This is a genomic window from Rhodococcus sp. AD45-ID, assembly GCF_003023755.1.
GTDB lineage: Bacteria > Actinomycetota > Actinomycetes > Mycobacteriales > Mycobacteriaceae > Rhodococcus_F > Rhodococcus_F globerula.
On sequence record NZ_PYHL01000001.1, the window covers coordinates 2,605,240 to 2,626,162 of the forward strand.

22 protein-coding genes are annotated in these 20,923 nt (G+C 60.6%); 8 read left to right on the forward strand and 14 right to left on the reverse strand.

Going from position 1 to position 20,923, the window contains the following annotated elements; translation table 11 throughout:
- Positions 1-74 precede the first annotated feature (74 nt).
- The 3 genes from C7T36_RS11940 to C7T36_RS30105 form a co-directional block, all read right to left on the reverse strand.
- The gene (locus C7T36_RS11940; RefSeq protein ID WP_239654690.1) at positions 75-407 is read right to left on the reverse strand and encodes an ankyrin repeat domain-containing protein; all 333 of its coding nucleotides are present in this window, start codon (positions 405-407) and stop codon (positions 75-77) included.
- Complete coding sequence (locus tag C7T36_RS11945; RefSeq protein ID WP_045065594.1) at positions 385-1,623, reverse strand: IS110 family transposase; 1,239 nt, start codon at positions 1,621-1,623, stop codon at positions 385-387. Before C7T36_RS11945 ends, C7T36_RS11940 begins: the two co-directional genes overlap by 23 nt.
- Before the next feature lie 130 nt (positions 1,624-1,753).
- Positions 1,754-2,233, reverse strand: a complete 480-nt coding sequence (locus C7T36_RS30105; protein WP_052683405.1) for an ankyrin repeat domain-containing protein — start codon at positions 2,231-2,233, stop codon at positions 1,754-1,756.
- 152 nt (positions 2,234-2,385) lie between these two features.
- On the opposite strand from C7T36_RS30105, the gene C7T36_RS11955 reads away from it, so the two are divergent.
- Both C7T36_RS11955 and C7T36_RS11960 read left to right on the forward strand, forming a co-directional pair.
- Positions 2,386-5,013, forward strand: a complete 2,628-nt coding sequence (locus tag C7T36_RS11955) for a LuxR C-terminal-related transcriptional regulator (protein WP_045065596.1) — start codon at positions 2,386-2,388, stop codon at positions 5,011-5,013.
- Positions 4,997-5,857 carry a hypothetical protein gene (locus tag C7T36_RS11960; RefSeq protein WP_230590098.1) on the forward strand — a complete coding sequence of 287 codons (861 nt, stop codon included), beginning with the start codon at positions 4,997-4,999 and terminating at the stop codon, positions 5,855-5,857. Before C7T36_RS11955 ends, C7T36_RS11960 begins: the two co-directional genes overlap by 17 nt.
- Positions 5,858-5,868: 11 nt before the next feature.
- On the opposite strand, the gene C7T36_RS11965 is transcribed toward C7T36_RS11960, so the two are convergent.
- Genes C7T36_RS11965 through C7T36_RS11975 form a run of 3 tightly spaced genes read right to left on the reverse strand, consistent with a single transcriptional unit; the run spans position 5,869 to position 8,955 of the window.
- Positions 5,869-7,572, reverse strand: coding sequence for a SulP family inorganic anion transporter (locus tag C7T36_RS11965; protein ID WP_045065597.1), 1,704 nt, complete (start codon positions 7,570-7,572; stop codon positions 5,869-5,871).
- A complete protein-coding gene (locus tag C7T36_RS11970) occupies positions 7,569-8,282 on the reverse strand; it encodes a GAP family protein (protein ID WP_033233707.1) in 714 nt (237 codons plus the stop codon). The genes C7T36_RS11965 and C7T36_RS11970 overlap by 4 nt, the downstream gene beginning before the upstream one ends.
- 16 nt (positions 8,283-8,298) lie before the next feature.
- Positions 8,299-8,955 (reverse strand): GAP family protein, encoded by a 657-nt coding sequence (locus C7T36_RS11975; protein WP_033233708.1) that lies wholly within the window; start codon positions 8,953-8,955, stop codon positions 8,299-8,301.
- Positions 8,956-9,188: 233 nt separating this feature from the next.
- Here C7T36_RS11975 and C7T36_RS11980 point away from each other — a divergent pair, with 233 nt between their 5' ends.
- Positions 9,189-9,401 (forward strand): hypothetical protein, encoded by a 213-nt coding sequence (locus C7T36_RS11980; protein WP_045065598.1) that lies wholly within the window; start codon positions 9,189-9,191, stop codon positions 9,399-9,401.
- 68 nt (positions 9,402-9,469) lie between these two features.
- Here the strand turns inward: C7T36_RS11980 and C7T36_RS11985 are convergent, their stop codons facing one another.
- Both C7T36_RS11985 and C7T36_RS11990 read right to left on the reverse strand, forming a co-directional pair.
- Positions 9,470-9,880 carry a hypothetical protein gene (locus C7T36_RS11985; RefSeq protein ID WP_033233710.1) on the reverse strand — a complete coding sequence of 137 codons (411 nt, stop codon included), beginning with the start codon at positions 9,878-9,880 and terminating at the stop codon, positions 9,470-9,472.
- A 113-nt stretch (positions 9,881-9,993) separates the two neighbouring features.
- Positions 9,994-11,955: a BTAD domain-containing putative transcriptional regulator gene (locus C7T36_RS11990; RefSeq protein ID WP_045065599.1), complete on the reverse strand. Its 1,962-nt coding sequence runs from the start codon at positions 11,953-11,955 to the stop codon at positions 9,994-9,996.
- Positions 11,956-12,037: 82 nt separating this feature from the next.
- On the opposite strand from C7T36_RS11990, the gene C7T36_RS11995 reads away from it, so the two are divergent.
- Complete coding sequence (locus C7T36_RS11995; RefSeq protein ID WP_045066775.1) at positions 12,038-12,916, forward strand: alpha/beta fold hydrolase; 879 nt, start codon at positions 12,038-12,040, stop codon at positions 12,914-12,916.
- A gap of 2 nt (positions 12,917-12,918) precedes the next feature.
- On the opposite strand, the gene C7T36_RS12000 is transcribed toward C7T36_RS11995, so the two are convergent.
- The 5 genes from C7T36_RS12000 to C7T36_RS30525 all read right to left on the reverse strand — a co-directional run bounded on the left by C7T36_RS12000 (position 12,919) and on the right by C7T36_RS30525 (position 16,732).
- A complete protein-coding gene (locus C7T36_RS12000) occupies positions 12,919-13,896 on the reverse strand; it encodes an ABC transporter substrate-binding protein (protein ID WP_045065601.1) in 978 nt (325 codons plus the stop codon).
- A gap of 117 nt (positions 13,897-14,013) precedes the next feature.
- Entirely contained in the window at positions 14,014-14,622 is a 609-nt protein-coding gene (locus C7T36_RS12005; protein WP_172937116.1) for a CHAP domain-containing protein, read from the reverse strand.
- An 83-nt stretch (positions 14,623-14,705) separates the two neighbouring features.
- Complete coding sequence (locus C7T36_RS12010; RefSeq protein ID WP_033233714.1) at positions 14,706-15,146, reverse strand: VOC family protein; 441 nt, start codon at positions 15,144-15,146, stop codon at positions 14,706-14,708.
- A gap of 78 nt (positions 15,147-15,224) precedes the next feature.
- Positions 15,225-15,845, reverse strand: a complete 621-nt coding sequence (locus C7T36_RS30520) for an HNH endonuclease signature motif containing protein (RefSeq protein WP_239654646.1) — start codon at positions 15,843-15,845, stop codon at positions 15,225-15,227.
- Between the two features lie 59 nt (positions 15,846-15,904).
- Entirely contained in the window at positions 15,905-16,732 is an 828-nt protein-coding gene (locus C7T36_RS30525; RefSeq protein WP_239654647.1) for a DUF222 domain-containing protein, read from the reverse strand.
- A 150-nt stretch (positions 16,733-16,882) separates the two neighbouring features.
- Here C7T36_RS30525 and C7T36_RS12020 point away from each other — a divergent pair, with 150 nt between their 5' ends.
- The 4 genes from C7T36_RS12020 to C7T36_RS12035 all read left to right on the forward strand — a co-directional run bounded on the left by C7T36_RS12020 (position 16,883) and on the right by C7T36_RS12035 (position 20,075).
- Positions 16,883-17,398 carry a toxin-antitoxin system HicB family antitoxin gene (locus tag C7T36_RS12020; RefSeq protein ID WP_045065604.1) on the forward strand — a complete coding sequence of 172 codons (516 nt, stop codon included), beginning with the start codon at positions 16,883-16,885 and terminating at the stop codon, positions 17,396-17,398.
- A gap of 66 nt (positions 17,399-17,464) precedes the next feature.
- Positions 17,465-18,325: a DUF4097 family beta strand repeat-containing protein gene (locus C7T36_RS12025; RefSeq protein ID WP_033233717.1), complete on the forward strand. Its 861-nt coding sequence runs from the start codon at positions 17,465-17,467 to the stop codon at positions 18,323-18,325.
- Between the two features lie 14 nt (positions 18,326-18,339).
- Positions 18,340-19,281 carry a daunorubicin resistance protein DrrA family ABC transporter ATP-binding protein gene (locus C7T36_RS12030; protein WP_045065606.1) on the forward strand — a complete coding sequence of 314 codons (942 nt, stop codon included), beginning with the start codon at positions 18,340-18,342 and terminating at the stop codon, positions 19,279-19,281.
- Entirely contained in the window at positions 19,278-20,075 is a 798-nt protein-coding gene (locus C7T36_RS12035; protein ID WP_045065608.1) for an ABC transporter permease, read from the forward strand. Before C7T36_RS12030 ends, C7T36_RS12035 begins: the two co-directional genes overlap by 4 nt.
- Here the strand turns inward: C7T36_RS12035 and C7T36_RS12040 are convergent.
- The gene (locus C7T36_RS12040) at positions 20,030-20,824 is read right to left on the reverse strand and encodes a 2-phosphosulfolactate phosphatase (protein ID WP_045065610.1); all 795 of its coding nucleotides are present in this window, start codon (positions 20,822-20,824) and stop codon (positions 20,030-20,032) included. The genes C7T36_RS12035 and C7T36_RS12040 overlap by 46 nt on opposite strands.
- Positions 20,825-20,923 lie beyond the last annotated feature (99 nt).

Below are 20,923 nucleotides of genomic sequence, written 5' to 3' on the forward strand. Positions count from 1 at the left end.
GAGACATCACGCCCAGCGGAATACCCCCATCCCACCGATGAAAACCGACGGGTCAGAACTCCGTATTGATCCCGTCAGCGCCGAGAAGTCAGCAGCGCAACAACATCGGCCTGCCCAAGATTCTGCGCGTTCTCCAACGCTGTCCGTCCGCGTGCGTCCCTGATCTCCTGATCCGCCCCGGCATCGAGCAGCTGTGTGATCACATCGAGGTAGCGCGGTGAGCCGTCACCGTAGACAACAGCCTCGAGCAAAGCCGTCCACCCCGGGTCGTTGATGTGATTGACAGGCACTCCGGCCGCGATCAGCATCCGAACCGTGTCGACGTGCGCGTGCTCGCTGGCGGGAATCAAAGCGGTGCCACCGAATCGGACGCTCCTATTGGTGTCAAACGGCAGGAACGGGTTCATGTTCACTGAGCCACGTCCGGTAGCGCGCAGCGAATTCATGGTTGGGTTTTATTCCACGTTCGGTGCGCGAGACTGTCGTCAGTGAGACTTCGAAATGGTCTGCTGCAGCCTGCATCGCGAGACCTGTGCGGTGTCGTAGTGGCCGCAGGTCGTCGGTGCCGGCGATCGGGGGTGGCGCCGTAAGCAGTGAATAGACTTCTCGTGCGATGTGACGTTTAAGGCAACGGCTGATTTCCCGCGGTGATTTACCTTCCGCCGTTCTGCGAGCGGTGTAGAGGCGAGTACGTTCATCGCTGTTGCCGCGGATCATCGCGATCCGCCACAGTGCGTTGTTCGCCTGCCTGTCACCACCGCGATTGAGGCGGTGCCGCACATGTTTGCCGGAGGACGCCTCGATGGGTGAGACACCGCACAGTGCAGCGAAAGATGCTTCGCTGCGTAGTCTTTCGGGATTATCTCCGGCCGTGACCAGTAGCGCCGATGCGCTGTCGACTCCGACTCCCGGCGTAGCCAGGAGTGCGGGATTGGCTGTGCGGGTCAGTTCGGTGAGGTGTGCGCGGAGTCCGTTCAGCTCCGCGGTCTGCGCGAGGATATGTGTGGCCAGTGCACGCAATGTCAATTTCAGTGCCTGTACCGGATCGGTAGGTGCCCCTGCGGAAACTCGCAGACGGGCACAGTGCGCCACGAGTCCAGTTGAGGTCATCGCCTCGAGTTGCTCGCGCATGCGGGGCGGGGCACCGACGATGACATTGCGAAGCGAATTCGTCAGGGCTGTACGGCATTTACGTAAACTGGTGAGGCTGATACGGAGCAGTCTTATGGATTCGACGAGACCGTCGTGGGACTTAGGGATCGCGCTCGACGTTTCAGAGAGGACGGATCTGGCGGCGGCTTCGGCATCGACGGTGTCGTTCTTGCCGCGAAATCGGCGCATCTGTCGGTTGGGTCGGTTGACTTCGACGACGTTGAAGCCGCGCTCACCGAGCGTGGCGGTGACGGCTGCTCCGTACGAGCCGGTGCCTTCGACGCCGATACGAATGACCGGCTGGAACGTCGAGAGCCATTGCAGTAGTTGGCGGTAGCCTTCCTCCGTGGTCATGGCGGTGTGGGTGTCGAGTAGTCGACCAAGATGATCGATCACGGCGACGACGTGAAAGTCCTTGTGCGTGTCTATGCCCGCGTACGTCCCGGCTGCGTCGTTATCTGGTTCTGGCACGTCAACCCCTGTTCTTCTGCATCGGCTATTTCTCGAGGTGCCGACGGACGAGGTGCAACGGACAAAACACTAACGATGAGATCAAGGCTCCTATCAGGTCACGCACACCAGTCCCGCGGGCACTGCTGGTTCAACCGGATGATGGAACCAGCAGCGTCGAGCAACAATCGCCGACACATCCGAAGAAGGACACAGTGCGGTCAGTTGACATTCGAGTCAGACGACGCTGCTCGACGCAACAACCATTATTAGTGTTGACACTGTGGACATCCGCTCCGTGACTGAGCGTCAACGCGAGAATCTGGTTCAAACCTTCCGCTCCGGCGTACAGGAAGGCCGAATCCTGAATGGAATCCTTGGCGTTCACGTCGGCACCGGCCAGGATCAGGGCGGTTGCCGCCTCCACGTCGTTGGATTTGGTGGCCGCGATCAACGCCCGCTCGGATTCAGGAGTCGACTGAGCCGGGGCAACCGATGGCTCTGATGACTTGGATGCTTCGACAGAAGCGACGGACGCCGAAGGCGAAGTTGCAGGTGACGCCGCCGAACCACAACCAGCCACGGCAAGAACAACGCCTGCGGCAAGAACGATTCCCGACTTCCGATTCACCGTTCACAGTGTTCCACAATCGGAAATGGCTGATACACCTCGCACCGGGACCTTGGTCACCATCTCCTTGCCCGCTGATTAGCAAACGTCCGGTTTGGGTAATTGTCCTAACGGGACTACACCGCGTCGCACTCACCAACTTCAGGAGTTTGATGAGCAGCTCGGTTCGTGCATCCGTTTCGACGGCTAAATTGTCGGGTCCAGTTATAGCCGCGCGCGAAAACGAGAACCGCTTCCGTCCTCCGTCGGCGATCTCCAACGTCATCTCGCGACCCCGTCTGCATCGCAAGCTCTCAGCCGCACATCACGCTCGCGCGGTGAGCTTACTGTGCGCCCCTGCTGGGGCAGGCAAGACACTGCTGCTGGCCGACTGGGCCCGTAAACAGGCTCCCGCAGCGGTTTCCTGGCTGACGTTGGCGGAGCGTGAGAACAACGCGCAAGTGTTGTGCACCTCCCTCGCCGAAGCACTGGCCACGCATGTCGACCCCGTCGCATGCGGTGCACCGACGCAGTTCTGGCACTCCCGCTTCATGAAAGCGATCGAGGCCAGCGGAGAATCGATCACGCTGATTCTCGATGACGTTCATGCCCTTCACGATCCGATGTCGATCAGCACCCTCGACCAGGTTCTCGCGGACGCACCGCCGAACCTCACGATCGTTCTCGCGGCAAGGTACGAACCGCCTTTGACCTGGCATCGACTAGCCCTCGACGGTCGTCTGACTCGATTCGAAGCACATGATCTTGCATTCGACAGCGACGAAATCAGCGTGCTGTTAGGCGAATACGACATCGAACTGGACCAGCGACAGCTTGCGCTCATCGAATCGTTCACCAAGGGATGGGGTGCCGTGGTTCGGTTGGCTGCTACCTATCTCGCAGGACGAGGTGACACCGCGGATGCCGTCGACGAATTCACACACACCCCCAGGCCTGTTGCCGATTTCCTGGTAGACGAGGTATTGGCCGCACTCCCCACCCACCTCACGAGCTTTATGCTCAAGACCTCTGTGGCCGAAGCATTTTCCGTCGACTTGGCAGAGGCGATCACCGACGAAGACGCAGTGACAGAAATCGACACACTGATTCAGTTCAATTTGCCACTCACACGCACCGATTCAACCGATCACACAACTTGGTTCAGTTACCATCCACTGCTGCGCGAACACCTTCGCGCAGAGTTTCGCCGGGTCGATCAGAACGAACGCATCCGAGCGCATCATGAAGCCGCAACGTGGTTCGAGGCGCATCAACACGAACTCGAAGCACTCGAACTCGAAGCCTCCATCGGTGATCCGGAACGTATTATCGCCTTCCTCGATCGCTGCGGTCTCGGGCTCGTTCTGGACGGATACGGCAGCGATCTGACCCGAATACTCGAGTCGGTACCTACTCTCGTATCCGAGTCACCGCGCACTCGAATGCTCCTCGCCGCCTCAGCCCTCCACAGCGGTGACGTGACTACTGCCAGGACGTACCTGAATTTCCTCGAAACTGCGTCATCCGGGCTGGATCGCGACCCGCTGTTCTGCGCGTTGAAGCTGCAGGCTCTATACGCCGGCGCGGGATTCGACACCGCATTCGCCGGGCACGCCGAACGGCAACGCAGCACTCACTCCGACATCGAAGCGTTTGCACACCTGCAAACTGCGACCGGATACTTCCTCGACCGCGACTTCGAGCGCGCAAGCACCGAATACACCGAGGCCGCCGCACTCGGAGTACTTCGTGGCCGAAGCAGTTTAGTGTTGAGAGCCCTCACCGGTATCGGATTCTCGGCCGCCATGAACGGCGACATCGAGGCGATGATCGCCCACATCACACACGCCCTGACCTACGCTGGCGAGCACAATCTCATGGGCACCGCGGAGTACGAGTTGGCAACATCGGTAGCAGCCCTCGGCACATATCTCTGCAGTTCACCGGATCTCCCGTATCGGATCCCCACCATCGAAAACTGCCGCCAGGCAGATGTTCTCGGCGTCAGCATGCCCGCATTCGGCTGGCACAGTGTCATCACTTTCGGATTGTGTCGACTCGACACCTCTGACGATCGACGCTCGACTGCCGCGGACATCCGTGATGCCATGATCAAAGCCATCGAACTGGGGACCTTCCCGATCGCGACATCCGCACTGCTACCGACCGTGGTCAGTGTCTGCCTCTCGGTGGGCGAATTGGACTGGGCGAGCCGGCTGATACACGACGCGACACAGCAATTCGGCGCTACCACCGAGGCACACTTGGCGTTGTCGTCTCTGCGACTGGCCGGCGGCAAGCTCACCGAGGCACAGGCCGAGTTGACCGCCGCTGTGGAATCACCCGAACACCCACTACTCGCTCACGGCATCTACACATCGGTGTTGCAATCCGTCATTCATTCCGCCAATCACCAACCACGCAAGGCATTTCGATCACTGCACGACGCATTACGCGCCGCCGAGAACGGAAACCTTCTGCGCCCCTTCCTCGATTACGGTCGCGCTCTGCGAGGAATCCTTGATGATTTCACCGGACATTTCGGAGACCAAGAACTGTTTGCCGAACACGTACGGTCACACCTGCAACCACATGAACTTGCCATCGCTCCGATTCTGACTCCGGGCGAGTACACGGTACTGCGCGAACTCGCTTCGGGCGACACCACGGAATCGATCGCGGAAACCCTGTTCCTCTCGGTCAACACCATCAAGACCCACCTGCGCGGGATCTACCGCAAACTCGACGTCAGTAATCGTCGCGACGCTCTGAAAGCCGCGCGGCGTGGCGGACTCATCTGAGCAGACGCGCCGCCCGAAGCGCATGCAGTTGCCCCCGCAGATCTACAACGACACCCGCGACCGCATGAAGGTGTGGGTGACCGTCACACCACGTCGACGGCTCGCATCGCGCGTTACGTTCGACATCGTCGAAGTCGGGTTGGTGGACAGTGCGATGACCCTGGCGGCGCAGGCATTCACGTCCCTGCTGCCGGTGATGATCGCCGCATCAACCCTTCAACGTCTGCAACCACTCTCGGACGCAGCGCGCGACAATCTCGGCGCCGAATTCCCACCGAGCGATGTCACCACCGGATCCGCGACAGCTTTCGGCATCGTGGGTCTGCTGATGCTGCTGATCAGTTCGACGTCGTATGCCCGAGCACTGGGTCGGATGTACGGGCGGATCTGGCATGTACCGATTGCCACGCTTCGACAAGCCTGGCGGTGGCTCGCCGTCGTTTTTGTCATCGCAGGTTCGGTTGCCATCGCCGCGGTGTGTCACAAGCTGGATTCGATTCCCGCAGTAGGGCAATTGCTCGGATTCACGGCCGTCTACGGCGTATGGGCACTGGTCTGGACATTGGTTCCGATGCTGCTGACAGCCAACCGGATGACCACCCGGATGTGCATCGGCTCCGGGCTGTTGACGGCCACCGGCCTGAGTGCCCTTCACGTTGCCAGCACCCTCTTCCTTCCGCGGATCACGCGCACATCGCAAGACCAATTCGGTCTTCTCGGAGTGATGTTCACCCTCATCAGTTGGTTGTTCGTCTTCTCCGCGATTGTTGTCGTCGCCGGAACGATCGTGGGATCAGTTGCCAAAGACGACGGGCCGTTGGGGCGTTGGCTGCGAGGATCGTGAGCTCGAGTCGATCATGAACTCCGGCGATCATTGGGATCAGCCATGGCTTCCGCAACGCTCGGGTAGACATCGAGTTTCACACCACCACCAGGCGTACCGGCAAGAACGTCCCTGAACTGCCCAACGTCGCGGGCCACCCTGAACACGATGTTCTTCCGCGCCAGCGAATCCCGCAACTGTTCGAGCATTTGCGCACCGCTCACATCGATGAACGGTGACGTCTCGGCGTCGAGGATGATCATGGACGTACCGTCGGTGACAAGATCGTCGATCCGGTCTCGAACATGATCGGCGTTGGCAAAGAACAGGCCGGCTTCCACCCGCACGACGATCACGCCGTCGGAAGGCTGCAATTCCGGATGAGCTGCAATGTCCACCCATCGCGAGCCGCTCTTGGCCAGTTCCGCCACATGCGGTTTAGAGACGCGGTACAGAAGCAGCAACATCGACACGGCGATTCCGATGATCAAACCCGGCAATGTGTCGAAGAGCAGCACACCGAACATAGCCGCTACGGCTGCCGCGAAATCGGCACGTGCCGCCACGCCGTAGATGGTGCCCAACCGCTTGGTCCACACCCGGTACAACGCTGCGAGAGAAGCGAAGTCGACCAACTCGACCACCGCGGCGATCACCACGGCAGCGAGTGTCGCTTCGGGCAGTTTCTCGAACAACCCGGTGAGAAAGAGAAGTGTCAGCACCGTGAGCACTGCAACCGTGAGCCCACTGACCTGCGTCTTGGCTCCGGCCCCACCATTGACTGCCGTCTTGGAGAGACTGCCGTTGACCACCATGCCCGAGCACAGGCCGGCTCCCAAGTTCGCGGCACCGAGTCCAGTCAGTTCCCGGTTCGCGTCGACGGTGTAACCGGCCTTGGCTGCGTATGTCTTTGCTGCGCCGAGACCTTCGGCAAAACCGATGAGCAGCACGCCGATGGCCGGACCGATCAAGTCCAGGTAATCCTCGGCTCGCACTCCCTCCGGTAGCCCGACGCTCGGCAGCCCCGCGTCGATGTGGCCGACAATGTCGATGCCCCGATCGTCGAGGCCGAACAGTGCAACCGCCGTGATGCCCAGCAGAACGACCAGGAGTGACCCTGGAACCAGCGGTAACCACCTCTTGACCGCCAACACCAAAGTCAGGCTGAGTAATCCGACAAAGACCGTGAGTCCGTCGACGCTCCCCAACTCACGCACAACCGTCGCGGCTTGGACGAAGAAATTGCCTTCGCCCTTCTCGACGCCCAGTAGCTTCGGAACCTGCCCGATGATGATGGTCAGCGCCAATCCGACGATGAACCCCTTGAGCACCGGTTCGGAGATGAACGAGGCGATGAATCCCAGCCGCACAAATCCGGCGAGCAACCCGACCAGACCGGTGACGACGGCAAGTCCGACAGACAGGGCAACAAAACGTGAGTCGTCGCCACCGGCAAATGGAGCGATCAATGCAGCAGACAATGCCGCGGTTGCCGACATCGGACCGACAACAAGGTGGCGTGAACTACCAGCGGCCGCATAGAGAACCAGCGCGGGCACTGCTGCGTAAAGCCCCACAACGGGTGGGACGCCGGCAATGGTGGCGTATGCCAGGGCTTCCGGCACCAGCACCGCCCAGACCGTGAGCCCGGCGATGATGTCGGGCCGCAGCCACGCACGTTGATAGCCGGCCAGCGAACCGAAGACAAGCGGGGTGTGCGTGTGTCGAGTGCTCATAGTCCTTGGATCCCTTTGCTTATCTGCATTGCCGAGATCAAGATCAGCAGTCCGACGTTCAGCAGATGGGTATTGGTGGCGATCCACGTCCGAATACGCTGCAACGGCTCTGTTGCCTTCTCCTTCTTGATCAGGAGCAGCGCGACCGGAACTGCGACCGAACTAGCCGATACCAGCGCGAACACAACAGCGGATGCCCACTCCGCGGACGGTGCTGCGCTGCTCAATCGAAAATTCATGGCCGCTGCTATGGCACAGGACATGTCGATGGGATTGAGGACGAAGAGAGCAAAGCCGAGAACACCGGAGCGCCACGGTGAGAAATGTTCCACCGATTGCAGCATCTTCGGCAACTGAGGGGCCGCCGCGGCAATGTCACCCGGTCCGGTTGCCGCCGCCATTGCCTGCATCCGCCGATGACTACGGGTGTACACGAACCAGGCCCCGCCCAGAAGTACCGTTCCGAGGATCAAGTGCAGGATAGGTACCCACAGCGGCGGGTGTGTCCGCTGATGAACTTCCAGCGCTGTCAAAATTGCAAACGAGACGGCCAGCGACACAATGATTCCGAGGAACCATCCGACGAGATACGCGATGCTGTTGATCCGCGCCCGCTCGGAGAACAACACTGCGACTACAGCCACTATCGCAAGTGGGCTCATGATGATGCCGAGCGCCAGCGGAATCTGCTGCAACAACAACGACCCCATGACTACCTCCGCTCGGTTAGAATCCGCCGATTCCCTTGCCGATCAGCACAACTCCGATGACCAGGATCAGCACGCTCATCACCGTCGCGTTGTTCGCCTGCAGCCAGACCTTCAACTCTGCCAACGGTGTGCGCAAACGGTCCGCCGCAATCAGATACCCGATCACGGGTAGACAGACAGTCGATGCAGCGATGACGGTGAAAACCGCGACGGCGATGACTACCTGCCCGGTCGGCAACGATGCAGCACCGATCGAGACACCTGCGGCGATACACATCATCAGATTTTTGGGGTTGACGGCGGCCAGTGCGAATCCGAGGCCGAATCCCTTGGCTGCCGTCATGTCGTCAATGGCCTGCATCCATTTGGGAGTCTCATGTTCACCGCCGCGTCCGCGCCACTGCTTTGCGCCGAACGCAAGCAGGAGAACACCCAAGGCGATCTTGATCCACGAAACACCAGCCGAAGAATCGGAGGATTTCTCCAATTGATTCGACAGGAGAACGAATATTACTGTTGCAACGACGATTCCGAGTAACCAACCCAAGGCAAAACCGATGCTGGTACTTCCTGCTCGCTTGGACAGGAGCATCAGGATGGCCGCGATGATCGGAATCGGCGAGATTGCCACTCCCAACGCGAGTGGCAACAGATCTCCGATGACAGAACCCATTTCGGCCTCTTCTCTCTCCCGCTAGAGACTAGGGAAAACAGTCGGATTCGACCTCACACAAAAAGGATGAACACCAGCGAGAACCCTGGAAGAGGATGCTGTCCCGATGAGACGTCGTGGCCGCATGTCCGGCATTCACCCGAAGGGGATGACGTATTCACCACGTGGCAACGTAAAAATAAATGGGTACAGACTAAATCGATGCGCAACACGTGTGATGGGAGAGAGAAACGATGACTGCTCCCACTCGCTACCAATTTCTCATCGACGGCGAAGTGTCGGATCGCGTGAAAGCTGCGTTCCCCGAATTGAGTGTTGCACCAACCGCCGGTGGCTACACCAGCCTGTACGGTCCCGTTGCCGATCACAGCGCCATGCGGAGCATCATGGCACGGCTCGATTCGCTGGGACTGACCGTCGCCGAATTACGCAGACTCCCAGACTGATCGACATTCACATGACTGTGGCCCCGACTGGGGGAATCAGCCGGGGCCACAGTTTCTGACGCGATGATCTACGCGGTATCCCACGTTGCGACTGCCCAAATGACCACGATGTCAAGCGCAATCACCAGGATCGACCACATCGGGTAGTACGGGAGCCACAAGAAGTTCGCGATGATGGAGAGTGACGCAATCACGATTGCCGACGCCCTTGCCCACACCGCACCCGTGAAGAGGCCAAGGGAGACCACAATTCCGATGATGCCCAGAACGATATGGATCCAACCCCACGTCGAGATATCGAACTTGTAGGTGTAGTTGATTCCGACGACAAACAGATTGTTGTCGGCGACAGCAGCGATCCCCTGCAGCAGGGCAACGATGCCGGCTGTCAGCAGCAGAATCGCCGCCGCGAACGTCGTACCGACCGCGAACCCCTGCTTGACAGGGTGTTCGGCGGGTTCTCGTGGTGGAGCAGTCATCAGCGTTCCTTTCGACGAGAAAGCACTTCCCTCTCTAAGTCTCGAGTACCCATTTAGGGAAGACATCACCCATCGCGGATGAATCCCGTCCGCGGCGATCACCGACCGGGACCTCAGGTGTGCTCGTTAAGCCCAGCAAGATGGTCCGAGACCCGGCCGACAGTGAGCATTCCACTGCCCGCACCGGCAATTTCGTCTTCAGCAGACATAAGAGCAGCCCGCGCTCGTTCCATGACCTGACGGTCACCGACCGCGACGGAAGCTGCTGCGATAAGGCACCACAGCGCTTCGGAAAGTAGGTCGTTCGGCGGGTTGGGCAACGCGCGCACCGCTTCTGCGGCCTCGTTCACTTTCCCCTGCGCGAGAAGCAGATGTGGCCGAGCCCAGGGCTCGTACTGGCCCCAGTTCGTATCGGCGTCGAAAGCCGCCGGCACGCCGTGCCAGACTCGGAGTGCGAGAATTGCCAGCGGGAGAATTCCGTCCTCGAGGCCGGGCATGCCGGAACCGGGAAGACTGACCGCGGCGGCTTCGTACAGCTCCTCGCAGTGCGACACGTCCGCGCCTGTGGCGGCAATTCGCATCGCGCGGAACCAGGTGGTGAATACCGCTGCCAACGGACGCTCGTGACGTCCGGCCAATCGATCCACTGCGTCGGCATGTTGTTCGGCGGCATCGAATTGCCCGAGTGCACCGAGAGCTTGCATACGCACCAGATGCCCGAGAATTTCGAAGGTGGCCAGATCGTGCCGAGCGGAGAGCGTTATCAGTTCACCCCCGATGGCGTCGCGCTCTGGAGCCAGACCAGTTCGCCAGAAACTCTGTATGAACAACCCGTTGAGTGTGAAGGCAAGAAGTCCGGGGTCGTCGAGGGAGCGGGCGATCTGAACGGCAGCGCGGGCAGGTTCGAGTCCGGGGTCGCCGGCAAGTCCGCGTGATTCGAGTGCGATTGTCGCCAAGAGTCTTGCCCGAGCGAGGTCGTTCCCGTCAGGAAGTCGATCGATGGTGCGCTGAGCGGCCTCGACGATCTGAGCAGCCTGCCCCGGATCGTCGGATCGCGTCCAGATGGCAGGCACGTCGTAATTACCGATAATCCGTGCGGTGAGTTCGACGTCGTCCAATTGTTCAGCGGCACTGATGATTGCCAGTCGCTGGTTTCGAGCAGTCTCCAGTCCGCTTCCGCCCGCAACTGCCAAACTTCGGAGCAGTCCGACCGTGGACTCCAATCTCGACTTCGATCCCGCCGCTACGGTTCGGTCGTACGCTGCAGACACCTGACTGAAGATCTGCTCTGCCGCTCCAGGATCCAGATGCCCCTCTCGTCGAAGTATGTCGGACTCGAGGTCGGTCAGTCGCGGACCAGGGTCGATGCCGAGTTCCTCGGCGAGTAACTTTCGTGCGCGACGCAGGACAGCCAGGGCGTCGCCCTGACGGTCGGAGCGGTACAGCGCGAGAGCTAGCAGTCGCCAACCATCTTCTCGCCAGGGGTGTTCCGTCATATGGGCATCCAGATCGGGAATCGCTTCGGTGGTCTGCCCGAGATCCAGATGGGCAGAGGCCAAGCGTTCGACGGCTGTCAGACGCAGTTCCTCCAAGCGGGATCGCTCCGATCGAGCCCAGGGTTCTTCGGTGAACTCCGCGTATGCCGGCCCTCGCCACAACTCGAGGGCGGTTCGGAGCAGTTCGAGTGTTTGCGCTGGCGATGAATCTGCGGCTTCCCGCACCAGACTCTCGAATTTCCAGGCATCGACCGCTTCGGGTGCGGCCTGAACGGCATAGCCGCGCCCTTCCGTCACAATAACTTTCGGCTTCGTTCGAGGCGGACGACCGGGTTCGAGCGCACGTCGCAGCGCCGAGACGAACGTACGTAGTGCGCTGGTCGCTCCGGCCGGAGGATCGACCCAGAGATCGTCGACAATCACGTCCACCGGAACCACACGGCCGCGGGCAACGATCAGGCGAGCGAGGACAGCTCGGTGTCGTGGACCCTTCAGATCGATCAGGTCTCCCGAGTTATTCCATGCGACCACCGGACCCAGCACTCCGAAAACCGGGCTTCCAACTGTGTGGTCTCGCATGTCCCCACGCTATCGCGCTCATCGAATGCTCATCGAATGCGGCGATGCTGATTGCCATCACCCCGACAAACGAGAGCGACCGATGACGATCACCATCCCAGGCTTCGCCTACCAGCAGATTTCCACCCACGACGGCGTGCGGCTCAACCTCGCGATCGGCGGAAGCGGCGCACCGCTCGTCCTTCTTCACGGCTTTCCTCAGACCCACCTCATGTGGCGTCACGTGGCCACCGAATTGGCGTCGGATCACACCGTCATCTGCCCGGATCTCCGCGGATACGGAGCCAGCGACAAGCCTGTCGAGAAAAGCCCCGACACCTACTCCAAAAGAACAATGGCTGCCGACGTCGTCGAGGTGGCGCAGAATCTGGGACACGAGAGATTCGCTCTCGTCGGTCACGATCGAGGTGCATTGGTTGCCATCAGAGCCGGGCTGGATCATCCGGATGTGATCACACACCTCGGTTCACTGGACGTGCTGCCCACCTTGGATATGTGGGACATCCTGCATGGATCGAATGCGGCCGTGGCATTCCATCTCTACTTGATGGCTCAGCCACCTGGCCTCCCCGAACAGATGATCAGCGCCAGCGCCGACGCGTTCTTCGAGTATTTTCTCGACGTCTGGACGACTGATCGCGAAGCAATTCCGGCCGACGTGCGAGCGGAGTACCTGCGGGCCTCGAGGGGGGCGGTGCCGTCGATCGTTGCCGATTACCGCGCGTCGGCAGGCATAGACGTCGAACACGATCAGGCTGATCGCGATTCAGGCCACCAGCTGCGTATGCCGGTCACCGCCATCCAGCAGGACTGGGGTTCGATGCTCGGCTACGACGCCGAGGCCCTGTGGAAAGCGTGGGCGCCCGATCTCGAGCACCGCACGCTGTCCGCAGGTCACTTCATGGCAGAGGAGGCGCCCACCGACGTGGCCGACGCGATCCGCGCCCTGCTGAAAAGGTAGTTCTAGCGCTTGACCCCGGCCGCCAAGTCGTCGACCAGCACCTTGGCGGTCAAGGCGTATCCCGCGGCCTTGTAGTAGTCGAAGGGAATCACTCGACCGGCCTGTGCGGCGGGCAGTCGCTGCCATGTGGGCGAGGTGTACACGCTGCCGGAGGCGCTGCGATCCAAGGCGAAGATGACGTCAGCTTCTTCGAGACGGTTGAACTGCTCCGACCCGAGCATCACGCGAAGGTCGGGGCCCTCACGGAGCACCTCGAACCCCAGGTCCTCGGCGACGGCGGTGCGGAAATCGTTCTGGAACCACGCGATCTGATCCTCTGCGGCGGCAACGAAGGCAACCTTCTTGCCGGCCATCAGCGGTTCGACGGTAGGGCGGACCTGAGCCACATGGGCGTCGTACTCGGCGAGTACTTCTTCGGCGCGATCGCTGCGCCCGATGCCGGTGAGGAAGTCCGACATGACCTTTCGCCACTCCGGGGTGAAGTCCTTGCCGACGGGCAGGACTGGTGCGATCTGCTGCATCCGGTCGTTGCCGTACGACCCGGTGTCCCACCACCCGGCACTGAGGACAAGAAGGTCTGCACCGAGGGTCGAGATGTACTCGAAGTTGGGATCCGAAGCACCTTCGGCGAAGATCTCGACGCCTGTGGCACCAGGAACTTCACGACGGAGATGTTCAGCGGCGCCGGCGGGGTAGGCGGTCACCGGGTATCCGGCGAGGATCGAGAGTTCGAGGCCGTCTCGCGGATCGAGAGCAACCACATTCTGCGGGTCCGTCGGAATGATCAGCTTCTCGTCGCCGCGCGTGAACTCGAAGGTCTCCGCGTTTTCGGTCGTCGCACCCTCTGAACTGCTGCAAGCGGCTAGAAATGCAGCGGCGGCAACGCCTGCTCCGACGCCGAAGAATCCGCGTCGGGTCAGGTTGTTCACGATCGCCCAGTAGTCACGATCGGTGGTGGTCGGAGAAAGAAGTCGCGTCATGTTAATTAGGTTAGCCTTAGGAACTTGCGTCGGGAATGGGAAAACAGCTCCCACCAGCGCCAATAAATACGGCGAATACGCCAGCGCGGCGGCAGACGAATCTCAGCCCTACCCCTACTACGAGGTTGAATCGGGGGTAAAGAGACCGAAACCAACGACCGCAGAATCGGATGCCCAATCCAAATCGTGTACTCGAACCTTCCCGAACTCGTTGCCACCTACGGTGATTGCCTTGTCTCCGTCGACGGATACAACAATATTGGTGTGCTGACCGGACCATCGTGAACTGTCGTAGATCACGACGTCGCCGATTTCAGGTGTGTAACTGCCGTCGTTCTCGGCGTAGGCGTCAATTCCCTGGTAATACTCCTGGAGGGTGTAAACACCTGGAATACGCCAACTTCCGGAGTTCGGATTGGAGAGCGGGCGTCCGGCTTCTCGCATGATCCAGCTGACAAAATCAGCGCACCATTCCTCGTCAATTCCCTCGGAGTAGAAGGTGCCTGGACGGTCCTGCTCATGCTCGGACTGCAGTAATTCGAGTACGCGCACTTGATCCGAGGAGAGTCTGCTCGCATCAACTTCCGGGAAATCGGCAGTATCCCACGGCAAGTAACGCGAGGGTGCGAATGCCACAACGACGGCACCGACCACAACAACGATGCCAAGGACCCCGGCAATCCAGATCAGGATTCGACGTCGACGGTTCGGTTCGGCAGGACTCACCCTGACGAGTGTGCCAGCTCGCTCGGAATCCAATCGCTGAGCGAGAGGTTATGTCCGCACTATGTGGGTCAGGCGCATGCCAGTCAGCCGATCTGCTCGAACAGGGACACGATGATCCCTTCTGGCCCACGCACGTAGGCCATCCGCACGCTGTTCTCGTACTCTCCGATACCGCCGATGAGGCCGTACCCGTCTGCGGCCACCGCGTCGACGGCCGCCTGGAGGTCGCCGACCTCGAAGGACACATTGCGCAGCCCAAGCTCGTTGGCCATCGCCGTTGGCGATCCGGGCACGTGATCGGGCGTAACGAAGGACGAGAGCTCCAGCCGGGACCCTTCGCCAGGTGGCCGCAGCATTGCAATCTGACAGTGCGCGCCGGGGATGCCACAGACGGTCTCCACGAATTCACCCTCCACGGACCCGGTGCCCTCTAGCTCTAGACCCAGTCCGACGAAGAACGCCGTTGCGGAGTCGAGGTCCGCGACGGTGATACCGATGTGGTCGAAACGTTGTACGTGTGCCATGTGATCCATCTTCCAATTGTTCTCTTGTTGTTGTCTTGCCGGGACGGAGTCGGCGGCTGAGAATTCCCATGGCTTGATTCAGAATGGCGGCGGGTCGTTGCCGTAGTCGACGGTTTTGTGGGGCACGCGCTTTCGGGGTGTGGAGATCGGGAAGGTTCGGCGGCGTTTCCGTTCCGCGTGTGTTGCTGTGCGGTGCTGAATCTTGACACGCCGGAGCTTCCGCTCACCTCGGATGCGGGCAGCTTTGTTTTCCAGACGAGTCCGTCGCGGTTTGCCGCCTTCCTGTGGCGGTGGTTCCTGCATCCCCGCGAGTAGTCCGGCATCTCTGGTGCGGTAGCAATGGCCCGTCTGCGAGGTCAGAGTGATGCTCCGATCCGGGTTCGGGTGGAGCTGCCAACGTCCGGAGTGCTTGAGGCGGTGATGGTTGCGGCACAACGCGCTCAGATTCGACGCAACCGTCTTCCCACCGCTCGCAGGGTCCGCGTGCTTGAACGGATCGTTGTGGTCGAGGTCGCAGTTCCAGGCCGGGACATCGCAGTGCGGCCATTGGCAGCTTCCCGCGATGACCCGCAGCCACGCATCGAGTGCCGCTCCGGGGCGGTACACCGTCGCCGAGGCGGGATCAGGTGATTCCGGTACTCGCACTTCCCGAACGTCTGCGTCTTTCACGATGTCGCGGGCATGCTCGGCACTGATCACGCCAAAGCCGTCGAGATGTGCAGGTTCGTTCGATCCTGGACTCAGGGTGGAATCGTGTACTACGACATGACCAACGGCCGGCGCATGATCACCAAACCACTGCGGTCCTGCGGGCAATCACCGCGGTCGCAGTCGCACACCAACACCGTCGAACCACTCACCAAAGCGCCCAACGCATCCGCGCGCCGCTGCTCATACGTACGGGAATCACGGCGACACACCGACATCGCCAACTCCCGCAACCGGCCGTCAAAGGCGCGGGCCTGCTCCGCCGGGATACTGCCCAAGATGCGGGCCATCCCGTCCTCGGCGGCACTGACCCCCACGAACCGATCCGCCAGGGCCCGGCGGCGGCGTTCCCGCATCCCCTCCGGATCGACGCGGGCGACGATCCGGTCGATCGCCGCCGTCAACCGGCGACCCGTCAAACCGGTACCGCCGTCCACGGGTGGAGCGAGAACCTGCTCTAGGAGGAGCCGTTCTACTTCGTCGATCAGCTCGTCACTGACATTCGCGGTCGCGGATTCGATCAACGTGACCCGGTAGAAGTCGAGTTCGCCGCGGGCCATCGCCGCCCGCGTGCGATGCAACCGCGTCTTCAAAGCAAAACCCAACCCGATGAGCTTTCCAGCAGCAGCACGGCCCATCGTCAACACCGCACCGACCTCGGATTCGGCCAACTCGTGCGCCGACGACGTCCAGGTATCGCCCTCGACATGCTCAGCGCTGCGGCGGGTGAAGAACTCCGCCACCACGGCCAGTTTCCGCTCGACCAACATCGCTTCACACGACTGTAACTGGGCCATCAAATCAACGAGGGCGCAATCGGTTTCGGTACCACTCAGCTCTGCTGAGATACCGAAACTTCCCACCCCCGGATCGAACATTCCCCAACCGTAATCGAAATCCTGTTCGAATAGAATAGTTATTCGAAATCAGTCGGAAAAGTCCGAAAAAGTGCCTGCGATGTCCTGACGCATCACAATGTGTGCCACATGCCTATTGCCATGGCATCAAAGTGGTGCCATAGTGGTGCCATGGACTTGACACCGTACGTCGACAACCTTCGCCACGAACTCGCGGTGGCTGCCGAAGCCGGCGGAGAAAACGCAAAGGCACTCGCCGAACGTTTGACCGCACCGCTGGAATCAGCAGTGCGACTCACTCTCCTCGACGCGTTGTCCGCGGCGGCAGCAGAAATCACTCGCGACCTCGCACCAGGCTCGGTGGATCTCCGCCTCCGGGGACGCGAACCAGAATTCGTTGTGACACCCGCCCTCAGCGAACCGACTCCGGCAGACGTCGAAGAGCAACCGACGCCAGTTCCACGCGCCATCACGGAGTCCGACGACGCGGCGATGACTCGAATAAACCTGCGCCTGGGTCAAGAACTCAAGGACCGGGTGGAGGCAGCTGCCCGAGAGGCCGGGATATCGGTCAACGCGTGGCTGGTCCGCTCGGCTGCGGCCGCACTGGAAGGCAATCCGAGCCGAAACACGCCGAGGCAACAACCGTCCCGAGGTTCCGAGAGCTTCACCGGCTGGGTGCACTGACACCAGACTCTCTTCTCGCACCAACCCCTTTCACCAACCGAAGACAACATCATCGGGAGTATCACCATGCCTGTATTCAGCACACCAGACCCCATCATCGCGAGCATCGACGTAACTGTCGGACATATCCGGATCAGCGCAAGCGACCGTGACGACACCATCGTGGAAGTACTGCCCACCAACTCATCTCACGACGCCGACATCCGCGTCGCCGAACAGACTCGCGTCGAATTCGCTGGTGGACGACTCCAGATCAAGACGCCGAAACAGCGTGGACTCGGCATCTTCGGCAAAACCGGATCTGTCGACGTCTCCGTTCAACTTCCCTCCGGCTCGGAACTCGAGGGCACCGCGGCAGTCGCAAGCCTCCACGCCACCGGCACACTGGGAAGATCTCGCGTGAAACTCTCGAGCGGGGAATGCGCACTCGACACCACCGGACCACTCGACATCAGCACCGGCGCAGGCACAATCACGGTCGAGCACGTCGTGGGCGACCTCGATGCGAGCACCGGATCAGGAACCATCCGCATACGCCGCATCGACGGCAACGCGGTCATCAAGAACTCCAATGGCGACAACAACATCGGCGCGATTACGGGCACGCTCAAGGCAAAAACGGCAAACGGCGACGTTATCGTGGAGCACGCCGAATCTGATGCCACTGCCGCAACAGCCAACGGGGACATTCGCTTCGACAGCATCGAGAGTGGAGTTGTCTCCGCAAAAACCGCTGCCGGGAAGATTCATATCGGCGTTCGATCCGGAACCGCCGCTCGATTCGACGCCCATACCTCCTTCGGCCGCGTCGACAACCAGATGAACACCACACACGGACCGGCATCGACCGAGCGCAGGGTGGATGTCCGCGCACATACCAGCTACGGCGACATCGTCATTCGACGTTCGGAGCCTCCAAAAATCTAGCGAAAGGAACGCTGATGACCCGCAAACCAGCTATCACCGCAACGGGCCTGACAAAGTCTTACTCCGACAAAACGGTACTGGACGGAATCGACATTTCCGTCGACAGTGGCACCGTCTTTGCGCTTCTCGGCCCAAACGGCGCCGGCAAGACCACCATCGTGGAAATCCTTTCGACCCTTGTTCCCGCGGACGGCGGCAACATCCGCATCGCGGGGTACAACCCATCCGACGATCCAGACGCGGTGCGTGCGCGCATCGGTGTCACCGGACAATTCTCGGCGGTGGACGACTATCTCAGCGGCGAGGAGAACCTTCTCCTCATGGCCGACCTTCATCACCTGAGCAAAGACGAACGCCGCACTCGCACTGACGATCTCCTGAAGAAGTTCGATCTAGTCGACTCCGCCGGAAAGCTCGCATCGACATACTCGGGTGGAATGCGCCGAAAGCTCGATCTTGCAATGACATTGATCGGCCGGCCGGAGATCATCTTCCTGGACGAGCCCACCACCGGCCTCGATCCTCGGAGTCGACGCTCGATGTGGCAGATCATCCGCGAGTTGGTGAGTGGCGGCGTCACCATCTTCCTCACAACGCAGTACCTCGAGGAAGCCGACCAACTGGCCGACCACATCGCCGTACTCGACCACGGCCGGATCGTGGCCGAAGGAACCGCTGCAGAACTCAAACGACACATCCCAGGCGGACATATTCGCCTGCATTTCGCAGACCGAGTCCAACTCGACTCTGCTGCAGATATTCTCGACCACTCCTCGCGTGACGAGGCTGCTTATGTTCTGCAAGTTCCCAGCGACGGCGGCGTCAGGTCACTGCGCTCTGTTCTCGACCAACTCGACGCTCACTCGATCGATGTCAAGGAACTCTCCGTCCACACACCGGACCTGGACGACGTGTTCCTGACGCTGACCGCCACCGAAAGGACCGACGCGCGATGACTACTGCAACTCTTGCCTACCAGGACTCGAAAACCATGCTGCGCCGCAGCATTCGCCACATCGTGCGATATCCGTCGATGACGGTGATGCTGGTCGGGATGCCGGTCGTCTTCCTGTTGCTGTTCGTCTACGTTCTCGGCGGGACACTCGGGAACGGCCTCACCCCGGGCGGCGGTGGTGGCGGCCGGGCGGAATACGTCAATTATGTTGCCCCGGCGATCATTCTGATGACGGTTGCCGCGGCTGCGCAGGGTACTGCCATCTCCGTTGCCACCGACATGACTGCGGGGATCATCGCACGATTCCGCACGATGGCAATCACACGCACTTCTGTTCTCACTGGCCACGTTCTGGGCAGTCTTCTTCAAACGATAGTAAGCCTCGTTGTTGTCATCGCGGTGGCCGTCGCCGTCGGCTTCCGGCCGAGCGCCGGCGTTGTCGAATGGGTCGCCACGTTTGCGCTCCTCATCTTGGTGTCGATTGCCATGATCTGGTTGTCCGTTGCCTTCGGACTTGTGAGCAAGAGCGTCGAGACGGCAAGCAATCTTCCAATGGTGTTGATCCTCTTGCCTTTCCTCGGAAGCGGATTCGTGCCGACCGAGTCGATGCCAACCGTATTACGATGGTTCGCCGAGTATCAGCCGTTCACTCCGATCATCGAAACGCTCCGGGGACTACTTCTCGGCGAAGCGATCGGAAACAACGCAATTCTCGCAGTCGCGTGGTGCGTCGCGATCACCTTCCTCTCCTACCTCTGGGCGCGTAGTTTGTTCAACCGTCGCCCGGTGCGCTGAGCTCGAAACACACGATCTTCGAGAACAGGTACGGTGTCGCTGTCGTCGAGTTCGGAGGCGATGGCGACGTCGTGCGGAAACCCGAGAACAATCAACTCGCGCCCGGAGGCGCAGTCCCGTAGGCGGTCTTCGATCGAATCCGATACCGCCGCCCATGCATCTGCTGCCATCCGAGACTCCGGCGATACGGACCCGTTCCAGCCGGCCTCGATCAACGCCTCGATAACAGCACCCGCTCCCCACAGATCTTCCACCGCCGGACGCAATTCTCCACCAGGCCACTTCTCTCCGGACGCAACGATCGCCACCCGGGATCGCGAACCGTGTTCGTGCACAACCCAATCTGCAACGGCAGATACGTTCCTCAACGAAGCACCCACACAAACCGGAACAATGGCCGCCAGCGCAAACGCGATCGTCGACCCGTTCGGCGACGGCAATACCAACCGTCGCGGACGTTCCGAATCGCGAATCGACTTGGGAGACAAACTGATCTGGCCTTCAGAAGCCACACTCCGTCGCACAGCCAGAACCGCGTCGACGTCGCGAGCGTAGTCAGCCGCACTCTCGTCGTACCAGGAATAAGGAAAGACCTCGATTCCTGCATCAGCGGCGACGCTCAGAGTCGTCGTGAACGAGAGAACATCAACCACAATGGCCAGGTCAACACCAGTAGCAATCGCTTCGGCACCTGCTCGGCCCCAGTCGAATCGAAGTCCGTACTCGAGTTGGCGATGTTCCGAATTCATGGCGCAAGCATCCCAGAAGAGAGGTACCGACGCTTTGTCAGGTGTTTCTCGTCTATGGTTAGGGTACCCCAATAACTGAAGGACGAGATTGCTGTGAAT

Excerpts from the sequence above, each read along its gene's own strand:
- C7T36_RS12025 (WP_033233717.1), top strand. The coding sequence starts at position 17,465 with ATGCCTGTATTCAGCACACCAGACCCCATCATCGCGAGCATCGACGTA.
- C7T36_RS11990 (WP_045065599.1), bottom strand. The coding sequence starts at position 11,955 with ATGCGAGACCACACAGTTGGAAGCCCGGTTTTCGGAGTGCTGGGTCCG.
- C7T36_RS12010 (WP_033233714.1), bottom strand. The coding sequence starts at position 15,146 with ATGGCACACGTACAACGTTTCGACCACATCGGTATCACCGTCGCGGAC.
- C7T36_RS12000 (WP_045065601.1), bottom strand. The coding sequence starts at position 13,896 with ATGACGCGACTTCTTTCTCCGACCACCACCGATCGTGACTACTGGGCG.
- C7T36_RS30525 (WP_239654647.1), bottom strand. The coding sequence starts at position 16,732 with ATGTTCGATCCGGGGGTGGGAAGTTTCGGTATCTCAGCAGAGCTGAGT.
- C7T36_RS11965 (WP_045065597.1), bottom strand. The coding sequence starts at position 7,572 with ATGAGCACTCGACACACGCACACCCCGCTTGTCTTCGGTTCGCTGGCC.
- C7T36_RS12030 (WP_045065606.1), top strand. The coding sequence starts at position 18,340 with ATGACCCGCAAACCAGCTATCACCGCAACGGGCCTGACAAAGTCTTAC.
- C7T36_RS12020 (WP_045065604.1), top strand. The coding sequence starts at position 16,883 with ATGGACTTGACACCGTACGTCGACAACCTTCGCCACGAACTCGCGGTG.
- C7T36_RS11940 (WP_239654690.1), bottom strand. The coding sequence starts at position 407 with ATGAACCCGTTCCTGCCGTTTGACACCAATAGGAGCGTCCGATTCGGT.
- C7T36_RS11975 (WP_033233708.1), bottom strand. The coding sequence starts at position 8,955 with ATGGGTTCTGTCATCGGAGATCTGTTGCCACTCGCGTTGGGAGTGGCA.
- C7T36_RS11955 (WP_045065596.1), top strand. The coding sequence starts at position 2,386 with ATGAGCAGCTCGGTTCGTGCATCCGTTTCGACGGCTAAATTGTCGGGT.
- C7T36_RS11985 (WP_033233710.1), bottom strand. The coding sequence starts at position 9,880 with ATGACTGCTCCACCACGAGAACCCGCCGAACACCCTGTCAAGCAGGGG.
- C7T36_RS11970 (WP_033233707.1), bottom strand. The coding sequence starts at position 8,282 with ATGGGGTCGTTGTTGTTGCAGCAGATTCCGCTGGCGCTCGGCATCATC.
- C7T36_RS12035 (WP_045065608.1), top strand. The coding sequence starts at position 19,278 with ATGACTACTGCAACTCTTGCCTACCAGGACTCGAAAACCATGCTGCGC.
- C7T36_RS12040 (WP_045065610.1), bottom strand. The coding sequence starts at position 20,824 with ATGAATTCGGAACATCGCCAACTCGAGTACGGACTTCGATTCGACTGG.
- C7T36_RS11995 (WP_045066775.1), top strand. The coding sequence starts at position 12,038 with ATGACGATCACCATCCCAGGCTTCGCCTACCAGCAGATTTCCACCCAC.
- C7T36_RS11980 (WP_045065598.1), top strand. The coding sequence starts at position 9,189 with ATGACTGCTCCCACTCGCTACCAATTTCTCATCGACGGCGAAGTGTCG.